We start from the raw sequence: 20,897 nt of genomic DNA, 5'->3' as shown, positions 1-20,897 counted from the left end.
GGGGCGCGCCCCCGGTTCGGTGCGTCGGGCGTCCACTGTGGCCGGAGCGGGCCTGACGTCGTCGGTTCCGGTCACCCGGCCCGCGAAAAGAACGTTGACTGTCCGGTGGAGGTGGGAAGGGCGTCGACACGCGGCGCGTGTACGTGCGGGAGGACGTGACGCCCAGACGACAGCGAGATCGCGCCACTCGGCGAACCGCGCGGGGCCGTCGATGGGGACGCCCGAACCCGGGTCGTGCGACGGCGTACGATTCGGGCGTTCGGATGGAGCGCCCGTCGACCTCACAGCGCCTTCACCAACGCGGCCCCATCGCCGGCGACGCGTGCGTGCGTCGGGGCCGCGCGTGTGCCGTACGGCGGTCTTCGCCGTGCGCGGGGCAGCGTGTCGGAGGGGCCGGGACGCGCGAACCGGAGGACGTGCTTGCGATCATGGGTTCTCTCCCCACCTCGGGGCCACGACGAGCGGAGTTTGCCCATGACGGTCGCCGCCTCCGACCCTCCCGTGCCGGACCCTCCGAGCCGGTCCTCCGAGCCCGTCCTCACCGTGGAGAACCTCTCCGTCGCGACATCGGACGTGACACTGGTCAGCGACGTGTCATTCACGCTCGCCCCGGGGGAGCGCGTCGGTCTGATCGGGGAGTCGGGGTCCGGGAAGTCGATGACGGCGCTGGCGATCATGGGTCTCCTGCCCGAGGGAGTGCGGGCACGAGGCGCGATTCGGTTGGCCGGAAACCCGGGTAATTTGCTCACCGCGCCTGAACGTCGTCTGTCGGCCATCCGGGGCGCGCGGATGGCGATGGTGTTCCAGGAACCGATGAGCGCGCTCAACCCGGTGCAGCGGATCGGTGACCAAGTGGCCGAGGCGTTGACGGCGCACGGCCGGATTCCGTGGCGCCGGGCGGCGCGGCGGGCGTCGGTGGAGCTGCTGGACGCGGCCCGACTTCCCGAACCGGCACGCGCGGCGCGTGCCTATCCCCACCAGCTCTCCGGTGGGCAGCGCCAGCGCGTTCTCCTGGCCATGGCGCTCGCGAACGACCCCGAGGTGCTGTTGTGTGACGAGCCGACCTCCGCCTTGGACGTGACCGTGCAGGCACACATCCTGGACCTGATCTCGGCCTCCGTGACGCGCCTCCAGACCGGCCTGCTGTTCGTCACCCACGACCTCGCGGTCGTCGCCACTGTCTGTGAACGGGTCCTCGTCGTGTACGGGGGGCGTGTCGTGGAGGCGGGCCCCGTGCGGGACGTCCTCGCCCACCCCCGCCACCCCTACACCCGTGGCCTCCTGGACGCCTCGGATCTGGAGAGCGTCGACGAGCACGGACGGCTGCGCACCGTCGCCGGTTCCGTCCCGGCGGCGGGACGGTTCCCGGGTGGCTGCGTTTTCCGCGACCGATGCCCCCGCGCGGATGACCAATGCTCCACCCGACCTCCTTGGTCGGGGGATCGGACGGGCTACGCCTGCTGGCATCCTGTCGAGTCGGCATGAATACGCCCGACAAGCGGGCCACGGGATCGCCACCCCTGCTCGAGGTGGTCGACGTCCACCGCGCGTACCCGAGCCCGCGACGATCGCCGCTGCGTCCGGCGGATCCGGTGCGGGCCCTGCGTGGTGTCTCCCTTCAGGTGGCGGCGGGGGAACGCTTCGGTGTGGTGGGGGAGTCGGGCTCGGGGAAGTCCACTCTGGTCCGGCTGGTCTGCGGCCTGGACCAGCCCACCTCAGGCTCCGTCCGCTTCGACGGCCAGCAGATCTCGCACCGGCCCGAGCGGCACCTGCGCTTCCTGCGGGAGCGCGTCCAGGTGGTGTTCCAGGACCCGATGGGCTCCCTCGACCCCCGTATGCGCGTCCGGGACATCATCACCGAACCGCTCGTCGCGCAGCGCCACCGTGCCCCCGCGACTCGACTCGCCGAGCTGCTCCACGACGTCGGACTTCCACCCGAGGCGGCCGACCGCTATCCCCACCAGTTCTCCGGCGGCCAGCGCCAGCGCATCGCGATCGCCCGCGCCCTCGCTCCCCGGCCGGAGATGGTGGTCGCCGACGAGCCGGTCAGCGCCCTGGACGTGTCCGTTCGGGCGCAGATCCTCAACCTGCTCCAGGACCTCGTGAAACGCTACTCGTTGACCCTCGTCTTCGTGTCGCACGATCTCTCGGTCGTGCGACACCTGTGTGACACCACCGCGGTGATGCGTGACGGCGAGGTCGTGGAGGTCGGGCCGACCGCCGAGGTCCACGACGCGCCGCGCCATCCCTACACCCAACGGCTCGTCGCCGCCGTTCCCACCCTGCGGCGAGCCCTCGCGGGCGTGACGGCGGCCGACCTCGCACGCGGGGCGGCGGGCGGGTCCGACAGCCGCTGACACCCGCCGTATCTCCGGCCCAGCCGCTGGAAGCGCTGCCCCTGGCCGGATTCGGACGAGCCGCCTCCGGACGTTGCGGCGCGGTCTGTCGTGGGCGACGGTTAGCCTCAGGGCCTGAATCTGACAAGTCGTGAAGAGTGCTGGAGCGCCGCCTGTGTCGAGCAACGTGTGGATGTGGATCATCCTGGCCGTGATTGTCGCGGTGGCCATCGTGCTGTGGCGACAAGGACGGACCGGTTCGACATCCGGCACGCGGTCCGGCGCGCCGGCCACGACCCCCCGTGACCCCTTCGCCCCCGACCACGACGCCGGCGGCGACCCTCGGTCCCTGAAGGCCGGGGACATGATCGACATCGGTGGGCAGCGCACCTGGGTCCGTGGCTCCCTGCGCTTCGCCGAAGGCGGCTCGACCTGGGCTGAGCATTTCGTTGAGATGGACACCAGCGTTGAGATGGACACCAGCCTCCAGATGGACGGCACGGGTCCTGAGACGGACAACGGTTCGGCGACCGACACCAGCGCGGCAGGCGACCAGGGCACGAAACGGTGGCTCTCGGTCGAAGAGGACCCGGACCTGCGGCTGGTTATGTGGACGGGCCGCCCGGAGCTGGAACTCACGCCGCACTCCGACACCATCGAGCTGGACGGCGTCCGGTACCGGATGACGGAGCGCGGTACGGCCTCCTACCGCTCCGAGGGCACCACCGGGCTACGGGCACAGGGCGGCGCCGACTACGCCGACTACGAGGGTCCGGCCGGACGGTTCCTCGCGTTCGAGCGCTTCGACCACGGTCGCTGGGAGGCGAGCGTGGGTACCGCGGTGGGTCCGGGCGAGCTCACGATCTACCCCGGAGGCTGAGCATGTCCATCGCGCTCAGCGTGCCCTTCGTGGACACCCGCGCCTCCGACCTGGTGTGGACACTGGACCACCCGCGGGTTCCCCACCTTGTGGCGCACACCCTGGAGCGGTGGGGAGCCCGAGTCGAACTTCGTATCCTCGGCGCCTCCCACCAAGTCATCGTCACCGGTCGGCCTGACGCGGCCGCGCCGCTGGTGGAGACGGTGGCCTGCCTTCCCGGCCACGTGGGACACCTGCCACACGCCGTCTCGCGCGGCACCGCCGCCGGCCGGTACCAGTTCTCGGCGAACGTCGAGACCGTGCCCAGCGACCAGCTCGTCCACCGGGTCGCGGCTCTGCGCCGCGCGGCGGACGCGAACGAACACGGCCTGGCCGCCGCGTTCCCCGGTGACCCCCTCGCCCTGACCGTGCTGCTCGTGGACGCACCGTCGCCCGGCACACTCTCATGGCGTACCTGGCACACCTACCCCCAACACGGCGAACTGGTCAGCACCGCGACCACCATCGCGCTCCCCGAGCGCGGTGAACGCAGGGAGGAGTTCGGGTGAGTGACAACGGACCGCCCAACAGAGGCGGCATGGTCATGCTCGCCGTCGGTGGCCTGGTGATTCTCTTCCTGCTGTACGGCTGCGCCGCGTGGAGTGAGTCGGGCGGCTCGTCCGACGACTGCCGCGACGCGCGCACCGAGACCGAGCGGGAGGAGTGCGAGGAGTCCTCCAGCGGCGGATCGGGTGGCGGCGGCATCATCGGCGGCGGAGGAAGCAGCTACCGCGGCGGCGGCCCCGGATCCGGCAAATAGTCGCACGTGTCGTCCCCAGGCCGACCGGCCGACCAGGTCCTCAACCACGACAGACACCCCCACCCCGGACGACCCCCCACATAGACGAGGAACGAACATGGTCGACATCCTGATCAACGCGGGTGCCGTACTGGCCTACGGCGCCGTGGGAATGATCATCATGCTGCTGGGCTACCTCGCCCTCGACCTCCTGACCCCCGGAAAGCTGCACGTCCTGATCTGGGAGGAACGCAACCAGAACGCCGTGCTGCTGGTCTCCGCGAACACCGTCGCCCTGGGGATCGTGGTGTTCGCCTCGATCTTCTGGGCCAGCGAGGGCGGGGCGCTGCTGACCGGGTTGCTCTCCACGGCGATCTACGGACTGGCCGGGCTGGTCCTGATGATCGTCGCGTTCCTCCTCGTCGACCTGCTCACCCCGGTCCGCATCGGACCCCTGGTGCAGAAGGCCGAACTGCATCCCGCGACCTTCGTCAACGCCGCCGCCCACGTTTCGGTGGCGCTGGTCGTCGCCGCGGCACTGTCCTGAACGGCGGCCGGTGAGCCAGTCCGACGGTGCCCCGACCACGTCGTCCACGCCCGCCGACACCGGCACGGCGGCCCTTCGCCTCCCCGTGCGGTCCCGCACGGCGCGCTTCCTCGTCCTCTTGGCGGTGTTCATCTGTGCCGCCTGCGGGCTCGTCTACGAGTTGGCGCTCGTCGCCATCGGCAGCTACCTGCTCGGGGACACCATCACCCAGGCGTCCGTGGTGCTCTCGGTCATGGTGTTCGCCATGGGAGTGGGCTCCCTGCTGTCCAAGCGCCTGCAGGCGCGCCCGGCACTGAGCTTCGCCGTGGTCGAGGGCCTCCTGTCCCTGGTGGGCGGACTGTCGGTCCTGATGCTCTACGGAGCCTTCGCCTGGTGGTCGATGAACCAACCCGCCCTGATCGCCATCGCCTTCGTCATCGGGGTCCTGATCGGCGCCGAGATCCCGTTGCTGATGACCCTCTTGCAGCGGATCCGCGCACAGGACCCCGCCGAGACCGTGGCCGACCTTTTCGCCGCCGACTACGTCGGCGGGCTACTCGGCGGCCTGGCGTTTCCCTTCCTGCTGCTGCCCGTGTTCGGACTACCCAAGGGCGCGCTGGTCGTCGGGATCCTGAACGCCGCCGTGGGTGTGGCGATCGTGTTGTGGATGTTCCGCGACGCGTTGACCCGTTCGGGACGCGTGGCGCTGGGCTGCGGCCTCGGTGTGGTCGTCCTCGTCCTCGGCGCGGCGTTCTGGGCCACCGACCAGTTCGAGATGGACGCCCGGCAGGCGCTCTACCGGGATCCGATCGTGCACGCGGAACGCAGTGAGTACCAGGAGATCATCGTGACCAGCGCGCCCGGTGAGGGTGACGTCCGGATGTATCTCAACGGGGACCTGCAGTTCTCCACCCGCGACGAGTACCGGTACCACGAGAGCCTGGTGCACCCGGCGATGACGGGGGAGCGCGGCCGGGTGCTGGTTCTCGGCGGCGGCGACGGGTTCGCACTACGCGAGGTGCTGCGCTACGACGACGTCGCCGAGGTGACGTTGGTGGACTTGGATCCGGCGGTGGTGGAGCTCGCCAGCTCCGAACCCCTGCTCCGGGACCTCAACGAGGACGCGTTCGTCGACCCCCGGGTGAGCACGGTGCACGACGACGCGTTCCAGTGGCTTCGGGAGAACACCGAGACCTACGACGTCGTGATCGCCGACCTGCCGGACGGATCCGACGTGGACACCGCGAAGCTGTACAGCGCGGAGTTCTACACCCTGCTGGGCGGCGCTATGGCGGAGGACGCCCGCGCCGTGGTGCAGGGTGGTTCACCGTACTTCGCCGCTGACGCGTTCTGGACGGTTGGCGCGTCGATCGAGGAGGGCGGACTGGCGACGACGCCGTACCACGTCGACGTGCCCAGCTTCGGGGACTGGGGCTTCTACCTCGCCGTACCCGGAGAGGAAGCCGAGGTGCCGCGCCTCCCCGAGGACGCGCCCCCGCGCCGGTTCCTCACGCCCGACGTACTGGACGCCGCGCGGACCTTCCCGCCGGACGTCGAAGCCGCCGAGGGAACGGAGCCCTCCACGCTCCTGCACCCCCGCGTGATGGAACGGCACCGACAGGCGTGGCAGGGGTACTGAGCGCGGAGGGGGCGGGGTGGGTCAGGCGACGAGCCCGTGGTGCACGGCCTTGATCGGAGAGAAGATCGCATCGGCGGACCGGGCGATGTCGTTGCCCTGAACCGCGTTGAACGCGTCGAACACGGAGAACGCGCTGCTCGACTGAATCGGCGTATCGCGCGCCATGGGTTCGCCCTGGATAGTGAACCGCTCGTCCTGGCCGGACAGCGTGTTTTCGACGGACTGGGTCTGTTCGGCCTCGTGCTGCGTCGGGGCGCCACCGCCCCGGCGTTGAAGACGGTCGATCCCCCATTCGGTTCCTCGGTAGATCGCCTCATCGGTGAGTTCGCTCTTGATCCGTGAGCCGATCCCACGAGACGCGGTGTTCGTGACCCCCTGTTGGGTCGTGGTCCGCGCGCCCTGTGTCGCGGCGTTCGTGGCCCCGCGGGTCGCCACCTGCGTGGCCCCGCGTTGCGCCGCTTTCTGGACACCGACCTTCGCGATTTTGGGGCCAGCGACTCGGGCGACCGCGATACCGATCGGGATGAGGGGAGCTGCCATGAAGGTTCACGCCTCTCTGTTCACAACGGGGATGGGAAAGACCTACGGGCACGGACGGGCGGAGTCTTGCCCCGAGGGGCTGATCGCGCCGCAGAAGGAGATGTGGGGGTGGTCGTAGTGGCCCAGCGTGGGGTTGTTCGTGTACTGGCCATCGGCGTACAACCTCCACTGATTCAAGGGTAGGTCGGGTGTGTCGCTTTGGTATGACCGAGGGTTCCAGATCTTGTTCCACCAGATCACGTAGAGGACGCCGAGTTCCTCATAGTTGTCGCGCGCGAACGCGGCGATCTGATCGCCGTTGGCCTTCTCAGGACTGTTGCTACCGGGCATCTGCCCCCCCGTGATGATCATGTAGTCGCAGGCCTGTCCCAGGGGGTGCTCGTCACCGTAGCCGCCACTTCCCGCCCGGTGACAGTTCCCGTCGCGAACCAGGTCGGAGAACTCGGCGAGGATGACCTGGTGTGAGGCGCATGTCAGCGCGGTGACGTTGCCGGCTCCGAACGGTGCGCCGGGGATCTCGCATGGTTGCCTCGCGGCGGATCCTCCGAGGTCCTCGGGGTCGAAGTCGGTGTCGGCGACGATCCCGCCGGGGGCCCCGTCCTGTCCCGACTGGTAGAAGATGACCCCCACGCCACCGAGCGCGAAGACCAGGCAGAGGACGACGCCGATGATGAGGATCGTGCATCCTCCGAACAGGTCCTTCCCCAGGGAGCCCCGGTCGTCCTGGACGACGGAACCGCCGGACGTCGTGGCTCTGCTGTGTGTCCCCCGCGTGATCAATGGATGGCCTGGGTGACGAGGTGGACCTGCCAGGTGTCGCCGGAGCGAAGCAGGTAGAAGCCGAACTCACCGAGATCGATGACCTCCTCGTCATCGGACTCCGGCACCGCCTTCACGTTGACGACGAAGACGATCGAATCGACGGCGAGGTCGTCGACCCCCAGGATCTGGACCTCGGGCCAGGTCGCGGTGTCGACGTCAGCGAGCCGCGTGTAGGCGCTCGCCACGGTCCCGTTGTTCTCCAGGAGCTCTTGGTAGTACTCGTCCGACCCCTCCCGCAGTTGATCGGTGAACTCGTCCTCGGAGAGCCCGGGCGAGTAGGTCCCGTACTGGCCCGCGTGCTCGATGGCCAGCGTGGCGGCCTCCACGTAGGCCTCCTCGGTGATCGGAAGTAACTCAGTCAGTGGTGGGACGTCGGCGGAGGCGCCGGGTGGGACGTCGGTGGTCGCGGTGTCGCGCGTCCAGAAGATGAGTGAGAGGAGTCCGCCGATGATGAGGACGAGGGGGATCCCCAGAATGAGGCGGTTGCGGAGAACGATTGGGTCCATGGGATCGTGGCTCGCTGAGTGTCGTCCGAGGGGCAGGGGCGGGGCAGGACCGAATGCGGTGGGGGGCTCATGAGTCACCCAGGTGGCTCATCCGCAGCACCTTCACGACGCTGCAGTCCTCGATGTCGTCCATGTCTGTCTCGACCACTTCGTCGTCGGCTTCGCTGGCATGGACCAGGGTGTCGCCGCCGGTGTACACGAGGGCATGGTCCGCCTGGCTGTCCTCGTCGTTATCGGTGTCGCAGGACGCGGTGAAGAGCACGTCACTGGGCTCGATGTCTCCGATGGGCACCCTGGCTCCGTTGGGGAAGTCATGGAGCTCGTCGAAGTCGTCGGGGATCTCGACGCCCTGGTCGTCGTAGGCCGCGTGCACGAGCCCCGCTGGGCCGAACGCGTCCGGGCCGGTCGCGTCGGCCTCATAGGGCTCGCCGACCTGATCCTCGACGAAGTCGACCACACCGTCGGCGACGCTGTCGTTGGGATCCGGCACCTCACAGTCAAGGAACCCCATGGGTGCGGTGATCGTGAAGTCCCCGCTCTCGTACCTCGCGGCGGTGTCCATGACGGCCTGCACGTAGGAGTTGCTCTGGTTGTAGCGGTAGAGGGCGGCCTCGATCGAGCCGCGTTCGTCGATGTACTTAGTGATCATGTTCGCGGCGCTGGGAATCGCGTCCCGGGGGTCCCATACGTCCTTACGGCCATCGCCGTTGCCGTCCACGCCGTACGTACTCCACGCGTCGGATGCCGGCATGTCCGGGTCGATGCCAAACTGCATCGGGCCGGCGGCTCCCCAGTCGTTGGTCGTGTCGCGTTCCAATCCGGTGGGACCGTGGCTACCGTCACCCGCCCACTGCCCGTGGTCGGTCTCCTCCCAGCCGATTCCGGCGAGGTAGTACCACTCGATCGAGTACTCCTGGCCGGCGCTGCGGTAAATGTCGTAGAAGTCCCGGGGAAGGTCGAGATCGCCGTAGGAGCTGGGCTGGTTGCCCCAGACGTCGGCGACACAGTCGCCGGCCTGGTCGGTGTTCAAGGCTTCGTCGGTCTCGTAGGACAACCCGACGACGCCGATCAGCGCCGCCATGAAGATCAGGGCGACGATCGTCATCACCAACATGACCATCACGACGAACGACGCGAGAACGGTCGCGCAGTAACCATCGTCACGGGAGAGGGTGGCATGGGGTCTACGGGGCAGATTAAGACCGAGCGTCGATAACCCGCCGGCCCCGCCGAGGGTCTTCACCACCGCGTTCCCCGTGGGCAGCTCGCGCTGACCAGAAACGGCGAATTCGTGAGCGGGACGACTGAAGCCATGCCGGCGCTCCTTCTCCTCCACGCATTTACGAGGCAGGCCAACACTGAATTCATCAGAACGGTCCGGCGTATAGGCGTGTTTATCTGGCCGCGCAATATCTCACACGCCACGAGGGCATGGCAATGGGGAAGTGACGCTCGAGGCGTCAGATCGCCGAGCCCGCTAATGGGGTCGATGTCGGCTACATAAGCACACTCACAGTAATCCGGGCAACCCGCGTCCGACGGTATCTTTCGGGCTTCCCACCCTAGGGTAATCACCGAGCGTGATTGACTGAGGGGTTATCTCACGCATAGGTATCCCTGAGATAGGTGTGCGGTGATTCGGGTTGTGACCTCGAGTGATGACGCTTTGGGATTGGTGGGCTGGTGATTCGCACTTGTGTACGCGGGGGGCAACTCTGGAGGAAGGAGATCACAGAGGGCAATGATTGTGGGTGTATGTGATGTGCATCACGTTCTGTGGCCGGTCATACTAGATGCCTTGTCAGCCAGTATTGGTGCGAACCCAGTATTGGTACGAACGAAATAGGATCGACTCTCGAACGAGGAGTGTGCGTGGTGATATCGGGGAGAGTAATGCGGCACGCACGTCTCTCGCTATCACCCGAGTGGCCCTTGGTGATTCATCCGCTGTTTAACATCACGCGGTAGCAGCCTAGGGGCGGCAGAAGGTCGGAGTCACTGAGAATGAGAATTTTGCGGCGCAACGAGACCGAGGAAATACCCATCTCCGCTGATCACAGCGTGGGCGACTTCCCTATTCCGTCCTGGGCGCGGGAGGTCGTCCTGCTCGGCTGTCACGGCGGCGCGGGCACGACGACCCTGAAGACGATGCTCGACACGCCTTGGGACTTGGGTGCCTTCGCCCCAGAACGGTCCGACATCGGGACCTACGGGCGCCCCCTCGTCTTGGCGACCCGCAACACCGCCTCCGCCAGCGCACGGGCCACCGAGGCCGTCACGAGCCTGACGACGAACGGTGTCGCCGTCGCCGTGCTGGTCGTCGTCGCCGACGGCGCGGGCCATGAACCCGCCGAGGCGAGCACCCGGTTCCGGATGCTCGAGGAGCGAGTGGGCGGACTTGTCCGGTTCCCCTTCGTCTCCGGGCTGCGGTACGTGGACATCGACGACACATTGAGCGTCGCCCTACCGAGAAAGGCCCAGCGGGCACTCGTGGAGATCAAGAAGCATGCCGAGAAGTCCGTTGTTTCGGCTCTCGGTCTGACAACCACACAGGAGTAATGATGAGCATCCTTCTCGAACTGGTGAATTCATCGACTGACGCGATCACCACGCAGGCCGGCGTGGTGTCCTACGCTTTCGATTTCGACACCGACCCATCGCTCCCAGAATTCGACGACGGGGCCGACAACCCGTTGCAGACGATCTTCAGTTGGGGCCAGGGGGTCGTCGTCATCATCGGGATCATCGGCGTCCTGTTCGCCGCGGGCAAGATGGCCATCGGTAAGTTCGGTCGCTCCGACCTCGCCGCGGACGGTGTTGGGTCGCTCGTCTGGGTGGTGTTCGGAATCTCGTTGATGCTGATCGCGATCCCCCTGATTCTCGCGATCGGTGGCGTCGGCTAAGGGGGTGCCCGTGACGGCGTCGGTTCACCGCATCGCGGCGGCTCTCGGGAGAAGGTGCTGGTCAGACGCCGGAGGGGTTTAATGCGAACACCGTTTGGGAGGAGGTACGAAAATGATAGTTCAACCGAATTCGCTGGTCGTCGCACAGTCCCAGCTTGAAAACGCGGGATCCGCGGTTATCGGCATCATCGTTGGCTTCGGAATCGTGTTGGCGGTCCTCTCGATTATCGTGATCGCGCTCAAGATGGCCAGCGCCAACTTTCAGCGACACACGCGTTGGGCGTCACGAGGAGTGGAGGAAATCCCATGGGTCCTCCTTGGCGTCTGCCTGCTACTCCTTACCGTCCCGATCGTCACCGTCCTGCTGAGCGGTGCCACGCAGAGCGGGGTCACCGAGTGGAATTCCCTGGTCGAAGAACAATTGGGGGTGGAGGCGCCCGCGACGCCGGAGACCCCGGAGACACCGGGTGAGCCGGGCCATCAGCCGCCCCACTGACCTCCCGCCTACCGACGGACACGACCGATCGAGTTTGGGGCCGTGTCTGATCCACACCGCCGCGAACAGCGCGGACACGGGTGTCACATTTCCCGCACGAGGCAGAGAACAGCATCACCTGAGGACATTTCATGAACGAAGGTTCCGGTCCGCACGGGCGCCGACGCGGCGCCCGTCAGCGATCCGATCGCGACCGCGGCCCCATGTGGCTGCGAGCGAGTCGGAGGGCCCCTGACGCCTCGAGACTCGTCGTCGCGCGCAGGTCCGCACAGATCGCCGTGTGCTCCCTGGCCGTGTTGCTGGTATCCGGGTGCAGTGTCCAGGACATCATCGACGAGATCGTCTCCCTGCCCGCGAACATGGTGAAGAACGCCATCGACAACATCGTCGAAGGTGTCGCGGAGTGGTGGGCCGACCTGGTCGAGGGGTTCTTCGAGCAGTTCTTCACGTTCTGGCTTCGGGTCGAGACTCCGGCGAGCGGCGATGCGCTCAGAGATCCCAACCAGGTGCTGGGCGTCAGGTCGTTCCAGAACCTGACCCTGCCCATCGTCGGACTGCTGACCATCATCGGGATGCTCTTCTCCGCGATCAAGCTCGTGTGGTACCGGCGGGTCGACCCCATGATGAACATGGTGAACGGCCTGCTCACCGTGGTCGTGGTCACCTTCGCGGGGCTTTTCCTCCTCTCACTGCTGGTGGACCTGTCGGACGCCATGACCGTCTACATCCTGGACCTCAACAACGAGGGCACGGTGGACAACCTGGGCACCCGCCTGAGCGCGATCCTGGGCATCGCCACACTCGCGAGTGTGTTCACGAACGGTCCGCGGGGCTCTTCCTGTCCATCATCCTCGGTCTTTTCGTGCTGATCGCCGGGATCGTGCAGATCATCCTGCTGTACCTCAGCGACGCCGTACTGTACATCCTCGCCGCGGTTCTTCCGCTGGCGGCGACGAGCACGATGATCCCCTCCACGAGTTGGTTCCCCCGAGTCGTGGGTTGGATCCTGGCGATGGTGTTCTACAAACCGGTCGCCGCGCTCATCTACGCCATGGGCTTCCTGTTCATCGGAGACGCGGGGGACGACGAGTTCTTCTCCTTCATCGTCGGCGCGGGCATTCTGGTCCTCGCGATCTTCGCGTTGCCGATGATGATGCGCATGGTCGGGGACGTGACCGCGAAGACGTCAATGGGTGGTGGCGGAGGAGGTGGCGGCGGAAGCGACGGCGGTGGCGGCGGGGCCGCTGGTCCCGGCTCGACCGAGCAACCGCCCAACGCGGTCAGCAACCGCGTCGCCTCGGTTGGCGGGGGACTCCCCGACCCCGGCGGGGGCGGCGGTGGAGGTGGCGGTATGAAGCTGTTGGCCGCCGGCGCGGCCGGCGCGATGATCGGCTCCTCGATGTCATCCGGCGGTGGGACCGGAGCCGACACCGGGAACGGGTCCCCACCGGGTGGCTCCGGCACCGGACCCAACGGCGGACGTGGAAACCAACGGGGCGGACAGGGTCCCCAACAGAACCAGGGACAACCGTCTGGTGGTGGGGGGCAGACGCACACCGCGGAGGGCGCCGGCAACGGAGGCTCACCTTCAGGCCCGCCCGGTGGAACGCAGAACGCGAGCTCCTCGCCAGGAGGCGGTGGCCAGGTGTCGACGGCGAGCGGCGCGGCCGACCCGGGGCCACAGGCCCAACCACCCGGCGGCGGAGGAAACACGCCCTCCGGCGCCTCAGGGGGAAGCCCCAGCGGGCCACCGCCTCGGCCGTCCTCTGGTGGCACGACCACCCCAGACGGTGCGACGAACGCGTGACGATTCGAGGATGAGATGACGCAGCGAATGTATGGCGGCTGGCGCCGTCAGCGCAGTATTGGGCTCTTCGGTTTGGGCTTCGGCGCGACCATGTTCCTCTTCGGATCCGTGGTCGTCATGATGCTGACCGCCTTCCTGGCCCCGTCAGTGGTTCTGTACATGTTGCCGCCGTTCGTCGTCTTTCTGGCGATGGCGCTCATCCCGGTGCAGGGGGACTCCCTGGCCGTGTTCGTGCTGATCCGGACACGTTGGTGGTGGGCGCGGGTGCGGGGACGTACCAAGTACCGCGCCGGTGTGATGGTGGAGCACCCCCGCGCGTTCCAGTTGCCCGGCATCCTGGCGCCGATCGTCCTGCTCTCGGCGGAGGACGGCAAGGGCGGACGCTATGGCATCACTTGGAACCGGCGCCTCGGCCACATGACGGCGACCATCAACGTCTCCTCCAACTCCGTGTGGCTGGCGGAGGCCGGTGACGTCGACACCTGGGTGGCGAACTGGCACAACTGGCTCGCCTCCTTCGGCTTCATGCCCTGGGTCTCCTGGGTCGCGGTCACGGTGGAGACCGCCCCCGACCCCGGATCCACACTGACCGACGAGGTGGGGTCGGCCGTCTCCCCGGACGCTCCGGAGGCCGCCCGAAGGATCATCGGTGAGCTCGTGGAGCTGGCCCCCTCGGTCAGCGCCCGGGTGGAGACCCGGATCTCGATCACCTTCGACCCGCGCAAGTTCCCCTCGCACCCCAAGACCCGGCTCGAAGCCGTGGCGGAGGTGGGCCACCACCTCTCCCAGGTGGAGAACAGCCTGTCCGGATGCGGGGTCAGCGTGCACGGGCGTGCAACCCCGGAGCACCTTGTCGCGATGGTGCGCACGGCCTACGACCCGGCGATCCGCGGCCAGATGAACTGGGCCCGGTTCGTCGCCCCCGACGACATCAAGTCCGACGACTGGTCGGACGCGGGACCGATCTCGGCCGAGGTGATGCACGACCGCTACGTCCACGACAGCGGGACCAGCGTCGCCTGGGTGTGGCAGGAAGCACCCCGGACCCACGTCACCAGCACGGTCCTCGCCCAGTTGCTCGTGCCCACCCGGTGGACCAAGCGGATGACGCTCATGTTCCGACCCTGGCCCGCCGCCGCGGCCGCTCGGGTTCTGGAACACCAACGCTCGGCCGCCCAGTACAAGAGCGAACTGTCCTACCGGGTGCGCCACCAGGTCAGCGCCCGGGACCGGCAGGACGAGGCCTACGCCCAGCAGGCGGCGCGCGAGGAGACGATGGGTGCCGGGCTCGTACAGATGAGCATGTACGCCTCGGTGACGGTGGAGGACCCCGAGGAGCTGGACCAGGCCAAATCCCACACGGAGTCCGCAGCGGAGACGTCGCGGATCCGCCTGCGACGGGCCTGGGGCAGTCAGGACGTCGCGTTCGCGACGACACTACCGCTCGGGATCTGCCCGCCGTTCCTCGTGCAACGCGGTATGGGCTGAGGGAAAGAGACATGGCCAAGACGAAGAAGCCAGCGAACCCGATGGTCGTCGGGGACACCAAGGAGGACGGGCCCGAGGCCGAGCCGCTCGCCCCGTTGCTCGGCTGGCCCACCCCCGAGGGCGGACGGGCCGCGAACGTCACGCACGTCGCGGAGTACCAGGCGACGACCACGCAGGCGTGTGGCCTGTACCCGTTCGTGACCAGCAGCAAGCCGCCGACGGTCGGTACACCCATCGGCCGCGACCTCCTCTCCGGAGAGGTCGTGTGCATGGACCCGCTCACCTGGCTGCGGTCCGGGCTGATCACCAACCCGGGCTGCTTCGTGCTCGGGCAGCCCGGCACCGGCAAGTCGACGTTCGTCAAGAGGATCGTCACCGGCGCGGTGGCCTTCGGCTCACAGGCGATCATCCTCGGCGACACCAAGCCCGACTACTCCGACCTCATCCAGCACCTCGGTGGGCAGGTCGTGCGGATCGGCCGTGGACTGGACCGGATCAACCCCCTGGACGCCGGCCCACTGGGCGAGGCACTGGACCGAATGCAGGACGCGGACCGGGAGAAACTCCGCTGGGAGGTCCGATCACGACGGCTCTCCCTGCTCATGGCCCTGTGCACCCTGATCCGCGAGAGTCGCATCACCAACGCCGAAGAGGTGATCCTCGGCGCCACCATCGACCTCCTCGACGAGCGACTGCGCGGTGAGCGGCAGCCGACCGTGATCGACGTCCTCCAAGTGGTGGAGGAAGGGCCCGACGTGGTCCGGGAGCTCGCGCGCTCCGTCGACGAGCAGGACTACGACAAGCGGGTCGACGAACTCGTCTTCACACTGCGCCTGCTGTGCACTGGATCCCTCGCCGGGGTCTTCGACGGGCCGACCACCCGCCCCTTCGACCTGGAGGCCCCCGCCATCAGCGTCGACATCTCCGCGGTCGGCGCGGCGGGCGACAAGCTGCTGACCGCCGCGATGCTGTGCACCTGGAGCTACGGCTTCGGCATGGTCGACGGTGTGGCCGCCCTCGCCGAGCTCGGACTCGCCAAGAGACGCTCCTACATGGGCGTCATGGACGAGCTCTGGCGGGCGCTGCGCGGCGCCCCCGGTCTGGTCGAGTTCGCCGACGCGTTGACCCGCCTCAACCGCGCCAAAGGTATGGCGTCGGTGATGGTGACCCACTCCCTGAGCGACCTCGAGGCGCTGGCGACCGAGGAGGACCGGGCCAAGGCGCGTGGCTTCGTCGACCGCTCCGCGGTGACGGTCCTCGCCGGTCTTCCGCCCCGGGAACTCAACCACGTCAACCAGATCACCCCGCTGACAGGACCCGAGCAGTCGCTCGTGGCCTCCTGGTCGTCGCCGGACTCCTGGCAACCCGGCGTGCGCCACCCCGGACGCGGCAAATACCTGCTCAAGACCGGGGCCGAGCGACTCGGAATCCCGGTACTTATGACACTTACCCAGGACGAGATGAGCCTGTACGACACGGACCAGGCGGTTCGCTGAGCGGAGGAGGACGGATGGCCCGCAAGTTCCAACCGCGGGGGAGTGCGAGCGCGGGCGCCGCCTCCCCCTTACTGCTACTGGTCGCCCTGTGGGGGGTCGTGGCCGTCTTCGGCGTCGTGTGGGCGGCGGGCTGGCTCGCGGCCGCGATCACCGACGGGGAGGTCAGCGACTTCGGGGTGGAGTGGGCCATCGCGCTCGTCACCGCCGACTTCGACGCGACCTGGTCCGGGGCGCCCACATGGCTGGTCTTCGCACTGGCCTCGGTGATGCTGGTCGCGCTGTTCTTCGTGATCCGCTTCGTCATGCGGCTCTTCGGCGCCTTCCGGCCGCCGGACGGAGACATCGTTTCCTCGTTGAACGGGAAGAACGAGTCGATCGGTGAGCTCTCCCGCCCCCAGGCCGCGGACAAGGCGGTACGGCTGCGCAAGCGCACCCTCGCCGGCCGCAAGGGCAAGTCCCTCAGCGACGACGACACTGGGCTCCTATTGGGGAAGGTGAAACAGTACCGGGGCGCCAACGGACCGTCGCTGTTCGCCTCGTGGGAGGACACCATCCTCGCCTACATGGCGCCCCGCGCCGGCAAGACCACCGCCCTCGCGATCCCCTACGTGCTCAGCGCCCCCGGACCGGCGCTCGCCACCAGTAACAAGGGCGACGTGTGGGCGGCCACAGCACGCATCCGGGAACAGATGACCGGCGAGCGGGTGTGGCTGTTCGATCCACAACGCATCACGCACCAGCCCCAGTTGTTCTGGTGGAACCCACTCGCCCGGGTGAAGTCGGTCGAGGACGCGAACCGGCTGGCCGGCCACTTCGTCCTCACCATCGATGACGACTCCAAGAAGGACATGTGGGGACCGGCGGCCAAGGCCCTGCTCTCCCAGTTGATCCTCGCGGCCGCCCTGGACGACGCCTCGCTCAACCGGGTCGGGGAGTGGCTGCACGACGCCAAACAGCCGCGCCCGGTCGAGGTCCTGTTCGATCATGGATACGACGCGTACGCCGAGTCGCTGCGCGAGACCCAGAACATCGTCAGCGAGACCCGGGACGGTATCTACACCACCGCGCGGACCGCGGCGCGCTGCCTGGACGACCCGGAGATCATGGCCTGGGTGAATCCCCCCGGAACACCCGCGATCGACCAGTTCGACGTGACCGCGTTCGTCACCTCCAACCAGACGCTCCACCTGCTCAGCAAGTCCCGGTCGAGCGCGGCGCCACTGATCGCGGCCATGACCGACGCGGTGTTCCTCGCCGGTGAGGAGGCGTCGGAGGGGCAGGGTGGACGCCTCGACCCGCCGCTGGTCGCCGTCCTCGACGAGGCCGCGAACATCTGCAAGATCGCCGACCTGCCGGACATGTACTCCCACCTGGGTTCGCGCGGCATCATCCCGGTGACCATCCTGCAGAGCTACCGGCAGGGCGTGCGCGTGTGGACCGAGAACGGGATGGAGGCCATGTGGTCCGCGGCCACCGTGAAGATGTTCGGTGCCGGCCTCGACGACCACAAGATCGTCGAAGCGCTCTCCAAGCTGATCGGACAGCATGACGTCTCCACCGGCTCTTTCAGTTACGGGGACGGCAAGGGGAACCACTCCGTCCAGCTACGGCGCCAGGAGATCATGCAGGGCTCCGACATCCGCAACATCGCCAAGGGCGACGCGCTCCTGTTCGCGACCGCCGCCCCCGCCATGCTGTTGAAGATGGCCCCCTGGTACGAGGGAGAGCACGTGAAGCGGGTGAGCGCGGCCATCGCCGCCTCGGAGGAGCTCGTGACCGCCGGGGCGCGCGAACGCTACGGTCCGGTGCTGGAGAACGCCCCACTCGAAGGGGACTCCGAGCAGGAGTCGAAGCCCTGAGGTCGGGGTAACTCCCGTCTGTTCGCCGAAACTGTGAGGACTGTCTGTGCGCTGGAGAACTGGATCGTTCGTGGGCGGGGCGCTTTCGCTCATCCTGGTCGCCGGGTGTGTCTCGGAACAGACCGACGACCCTGAGCCGGAGGAAGGCGAGGAGGAGGCCGCGGAGGAGGAACCACAGATCAGCGACGCCGACCTGTCCGGTCTCGCGGTCCTCCATGTCGGATCCGTTCCGGTGGACCCGGAGGAGAATCCCCGGATGTCGTTGGCCTTCTACGATCCCGCGGACGGGACTCTGAGAACGAGCCTCGCCATGCGCGGCCTGGAGGAAGACACGGGGATGTCCTCGCGTGATGTGGTCGACATCCTGGCCCACAGCGGCCCTCTCCCCGAGGAACTCGACTTCTCCGCTGACTTCCGTCGGATGGTGTGGGAGAACGCTGAGACCGGGGCCGTGCACGTCGCCGAGCTGGATGACCAGACGGCTGAGTACCAGCTATTGCGCTCCGTCGAGATCGATGTCGGCGAGACGATCTCGGGAGACCAGCCCAGATACAGCGGCGTGAATCTGTCCCCGGATGGCTCCCAGCTCTGGTTCGTCTCGGCGCCCGAGGACGGTGGCGCTCACGAGCTCCTGTTCGTCGACCTGGATGACGATTCGGCGGACGGGACTCCGCAGAGTTGGGGAGCGGCGCCCGAGGGAACGGGGACCGTTCCAGGAGATGAGGATGCCTTCTGGGACATCACCTGGGATAACGAACTCCAGATTCTGGAGCGCGACACCACCAGTGGCGACGGGTACTCGTTCGACTTCTATGCCGAGGGCGACACGATCGTGCCCGCCCAGTTGACCCTGCAGGATCTTGGCTCGAGAACAGGAGCGCATGGATACGCGTCGTTCCGGCAGACCAGTGAGGACACCTACATCGCGCGATCGGACAGCGGGTTCGACGAGGATTCCCAACTCCTCTCATTTCGCGTGACCGACGAACACGAGATAACCGATATCGAGCTACTCACCGAACCGGAAACCTATATCGCGGACGCGTATCCCGACCTGGAGAACAACGAGCTCCTGGTCGTTGAGTACGGCACGAAATACCGACCGTTCTATGCTCGCCCGCTCGAAGGCACCGAAGAGCCCCGCCATCGTTTCGACGAACTCGAGGAAAGCGAGGAACTCGCGGAAGTGATGCATCGGGAGAACATCCTCGGCGTGTACCCCGAGGACAAGTCCGAGTCCGCGGTCATCCCCCAACTTCGATGACAGCGCAAACTAGTCACGTCACCAAACTCCGATCCGAACCCACAAGGGAGTGGTCGTGATGTATGGACAACACCAGCAAGAGGTCAGCCGGATCGCTGAGCAGGGCATCACCCAAGGCATCGAGATCGCCGCCAGAGCGACGGCGAACGTGGTGCGGATGCTGCTCTACACCTTGCTCTACCGCCTGCCGCAGCTATGGCGGAGGGTGCGGCAGGGGGTGAGCGATGAGAGGCGACGGCTTCAGGGGATGGAGCTCCCCGAGGAGCGGAACCAGGGAGAGAAGCAGGAGCGCAGGGGCCTGCCCAGGGACGGGGAATCCCAACGGCGAGGGCAAACGGACCCGCGGCAGGAGAGCCGGTCGGACCGTAGCAGTGCCAGGGGTCTGCTGGACAAGGTGCTCGATTGGCTCTACCAGTTGCTTCCCCAAGAGACCAAGGAGAAAGTCTCCAAAGAGGAGTTCCGTCAGGCCTACCGCGATTTCGGCGCCGACAAGATGCGTCAGGAGCGGCAGGTCCACGAGGAGTACATCAAGCGTCGGTGGGGGCCCGACGCGAACATGGACAACGTGTGGAAACAGACGCCCCGCACGCCTGAGGACGCGCTGATCGTCTGGGCCAGCGCCGCTACCAACAACTCCCCGGAGGCGACCAAGAAACGCGAGCAGGCGGAGGCGACACTGCGTCAGCACGCGCCCGGGGTCATGCGACAGTACGACCTGAACCGCAAACAGGGCGCCGATCCGTGGAACGCGATGAACGACGCGTACCAGGCGGAGCGAACGCGAACTCAGAACGCGGGGCGGACCAACACCCAGAGCAACAACCGGAGCAACACCCAGACGAACTCCCAGGGAAGCTCTCAGACCAGCAATCAGGGGAACAACACGGGGCAGGGCACTTCCCAACCACGGAACCGGCCGCCCACGCCCGCACGCCCAGCCCTCCCCGTGGGCGATGCGGTGGGACGGGGACGTGGCGCGACCTCACGTGTTCCACATGTGAGTCAGGTGCCGTGGACTCGCCCGATGACGCGTCCCAATCCCCGAAAACTGTGACAGATGAGGAAACGAGCATGAGCGAGACCGCCCCCGAGGACTACCGCGAGCAGGTGGAGGAGACCGAGCGGGAGGAGTCCTTTGAGCCGGCCGGGGACGCGAGCTCCCAGGACAAGGAGCTGGTCCCGGAAGAGGAAGAAGCCCCCGCGCCGACGCCGGTCTACCGCAACGTGGAGGAGTTCGTCACCGAGCTCTTCATCCCCATGTTCTGCCGCCCGGAAGGCGGTCAGTTCCGCTGGTGCCGCGAGTGGTGGCGCCACGCGGAGGCGGTGTCCCGCTTCCACGCCGTGTGGCACGCCTGGGAGGTGCTGCGCTGGGAGCCCGGGACGGGCATGTCCATCTGGTACCGAGACCACCTCGACTACCAGATGAGCGTCATCATCGGCGACACCGGTCCCTTCCGCGAATGCACCTCCCGTCGCCATCAGGACCCCCGCCCCCTCCCGTACGAACCCGCACCGGAGGGCTTCTTCGAAGACGAGTGGTGATCTGAGTGGTCGTGA

General features: G+C 67.3%; 22 protein-coding genes. 18 read left to right on the top strand and 4 right to left on the bottom strand.

The window, feature by feature from the left end; all coding sequences use genetic code 11:
- Positions 1-474: 474 nt before the first annotated feature.
- From J4H86_RS06815 to J4H86_RS06785, 7 genes are all read left to right on the top strand, one after another.
- Positions 475-1,485 (top strand): ABC transporter ATP-binding protein, encoded by a 1,011-nt coding sequence (locus tag J4H86_RS06815; protein WP_236542660.1) that lies wholly within the window; start codon positions 475-477, stop codon positions 1,483-1,485.
- Complete coding sequence (locus J4H86_RS06810; protein ID WP_236542659.1) at positions 1,482-2,357, top strand: ATP-binding cassette domain-containing protein; 876 nt, start codon at positions 1,482-1,484, stop codon at positions 2,355-2,357. Before J4H86_RS06815 ends, J4H86_RS06810 begins: the two co-directional genes overlap by 4 nt.
- A 172-nt stretch (positions 2,358-2,529) precedes the next feature.
- On the top strand, positions 2,530-3,216 hold the full coding sequence (locus J4H86_RS06805; RefSeq protein ID WP_394356503.1) for a DUF4178 domain-containing protein: 687 nt from the start codon (positions 2,530-2,532) through the stop codon (positions 3,214-3,216).
- Between the two features lie 2 nt (positions 3,217-3,218).
- Positions 3,219-3,764, top strand: coding sequence for a DUF2617 family protein (locus J4H86_RS06800; RefSeq protein ID WP_236542657.1), 546 nt, complete (start codon positions 3,219-3,221; stop codon positions 3,762-3,764).
- Complete coding sequence (locus J4H86_RS06795) at positions 3,761-4,015, top strand: hypothetical protein (protein ID WP_236542656.1); 255 nt, start codon at positions 3,761-3,763, stop codon at positions 4,013-4,015. The genes J4H86_RS06800 and J4H86_RS06795 overlap by 4 nt, the downstream gene beginning before the upstream one ends.
- Positions 4,016-4,112: 97 nt before the next feature.
- Positions 4,113-4,541 carry a DUF350 domain-containing protein gene (locus tag J4H86_RS06790; protein ID WP_236542655.1) on the top strand — a complete coding sequence of 143 codons (429 nt, stop codon included), beginning with the start codon at positions 4,113-4,115 and terminating at the stop codon, positions 4,539-4,541.
- A gap of 10 nt (positions 4,542-4,551) precedes the next feature.
- Positions 4,552-6,159, top strand: coding sequence for a polyamine aminopropyltransferase (locus tag J4H86_RS06785; RefSeq protein ID WP_394356458.1), 1,608 nt, complete (start codon positions 4,552-4,554; stop codon positions 6,157-6,159).
- A gap of 21 nt (positions 6,160-6,180) precedes the next feature.
- Here J4H86_RS06785 and J4H86_RS06780 read toward each other — a convergent pair whose 3' ends face one another.
- The 4 genes from J4H86_RS06780 to J4H86_RS06765 form a co-directional block, all read right to left on the bottom strand.
- Positions 6,181-6,699, bottom strand: coding sequence for a hypothetical protein (locus tag J4H86_RS06780; protein ID WP_236542654.1), 519 nt, complete (start codon positions 6,697-6,699; stop codon positions 6,181-6,183).
- Positions 6,700-6,741: 42 nt separating this feature from the next.
- Complete coding sequence (locus J4H86_RS06775; protein WP_236542653.1) at positions 6,742-7,479, bottom strand: hypothetical protein; 738 nt, start codon at positions 7,477-7,479, stop codon at positions 6,742-6,744.
- Positions 7,476-8,027 carry a hypothetical protein gene (locus J4H86_RS06770; RefSeq protein WP_236542652.1) on the bottom strand — a complete coding sequence of 184 codons (552 nt, stop codon included), beginning with the start codon at positions 8,025-8,027 and terminating at the stop codon, positions 7,476-7,478. Before J4H86_RS06770 ends, J4H86_RS06775 begins: the two co-directional genes overlap by 4 nt.
- A 67-nt stretch (positions 8,028-8,094) precedes the next feature.
- Positions 8,095-9,273 (bottom strand): C40 family peptidase, encoded by a 1,179-nt coding sequence (locus J4H86_RS06765; protein WP_236542651.1) that lies wholly within the window; start codon positions 9,271-9,273, stop codon positions 8,095-8,097.
- A gap of 758 nt (positions 9,274-10,031) precedes the next feature.
- Between J4H86_RS06765 and J4H86_RS06760 the strand changes: the two genes are divergently transcribed.
- From J4H86_RS06760 to J4H86_RS06710, 11 genes are all read left to right on the top strand, one after another.
- Positions 10,032-10,586, top strand: a complete 555-nt coding sequence (locus tag J4H86_RS06760; RefSeq protein WP_236542650.1) for a hypothetical protein — start codon at positions 10,032-10,034, stop codon at positions 10,584-10,586.
- Positions 10,587-10,588: 2 nt separating this feature from the next.
- Positions 10,589-10,930, top strand: a complete 342-nt coding sequence (locus tag J4H86_RS06755; protein WP_236542649.1) for a hypothetical protein — start codon at positions 10,589-10,591, stop codon at positions 10,928-10,930.
- Positions 10,931-11,042: 112 nt separating this feature from the next.
- The gene (locus J4H86_RS06750) at positions 11,043-11,426 is read left to right on the top strand and encodes a hypothetical protein (RefSeq protein WP_236542648.1); all 384 of its coding nucleotides are present in this window, start codon (positions 11,043-11,045) and stop codon (positions 11,424-11,426) included.
- Positions 11,427-11,557: 131 nt separating this feature from the next.
- Positions 11,558-12,295: a hypothetical protein gene (locus tag J4H86_RS06745; RefSeq protein ID WP_236542647.1), complete on the top strand. Its 738-nt coding sequence runs from the start codon at positions 11,558-11,560 to the stop codon at positions 12,293-12,295.
- The gene (locus J4H86_RS27370; protein WP_330932495.1) at positions 12,289-13,233 is read left to right on the top strand and encodes a hypothetical protein; all 945 of its coding nucleotides are present in this window, start codon (positions 12,289-12,291) and stop codon (positions 13,231-13,233) included. The genes J4H86_RS06745 and J4H86_RS27370 overlap by 7 nt, the downstream gene beginning before the upstream one ends.
- 15 nt (positions 13,234-13,248) lie before the next feature.
- Positions 13,249-14,721, top strand: coding sequence for an SCO6880 family protein (locus J4H86_RS06735; protein ID WP_236542646.1), 1,473 nt, complete (start codon positions 13,249-13,251; stop codon positions 14,719-14,721).
- Positions 14,722-14,732: 11 nt separating this feature from the next.
- A complete protein-coding gene (locus J4H86_RS06730) occupies positions 14,733-16,217 on the top strand; it encodes a hypothetical protein (protein WP_236542645.1) in 1,485 nt (494 codons plus the stop codon).
- Positions 16,218-16,231: 14 nt separating this feature from the next.
- Complete coding sequence (locus J4H86_RS06725) at positions 16,232-18,076, top strand: type IV secretory system conjugative DNA transfer family protein (protein ID WP_236542644.1); 1,845 nt, start codon at positions 16,232-16,234, stop codon at positions 18,074-18,076.
- 46 nt (positions 18,077-18,122) lie between these two features.
- Entirely contained in the window at positions 18,123-19,340 is a 1,218-nt protein-coding gene (locus tag J4H86_RS06720; RefSeq protein WP_236542643.1) for a hypothetical protein, read from the top strand.
- 55 nt (positions 19,341-19,395) lie between these two features.
- Positions 19,396-20,394 (top strand): hypothetical protein, encoded by a 999-nt coding sequence (locus J4H86_RS06715; protein WP_236542642.1) that lies wholly within the window; start codon positions 19,396-19,398, stop codon positions 20,392-20,394.
- Between the two features lie 17 nt (positions 20,395-20,411).
- A complete protein-coding gene (locus J4H86_RS06710; protein WP_236542641.1) occupies positions 20,412-20,882 on the top strand; it encodes a DUF4913 domain-containing protein in 471 nt (156 codons plus the stop codon).
- The last annotated feature ends 15 nt before the right edge of the window (positions 20,883-20,897 follow it).

Source organism: Spiractinospora alimapuensis, from assembly GCF_018437505.1.
Lineage (GTDB): Bacteria > Actinomycetota > Actinomycetes > Streptosporangiales > Streptosporangiaceae > Spiractinospora > Spiractinospora alimapuensis.
Note: the sequence above shows the minus strand (reverse complement) of the source record. Positions and strands in the feature narration are given on the sequence as shown.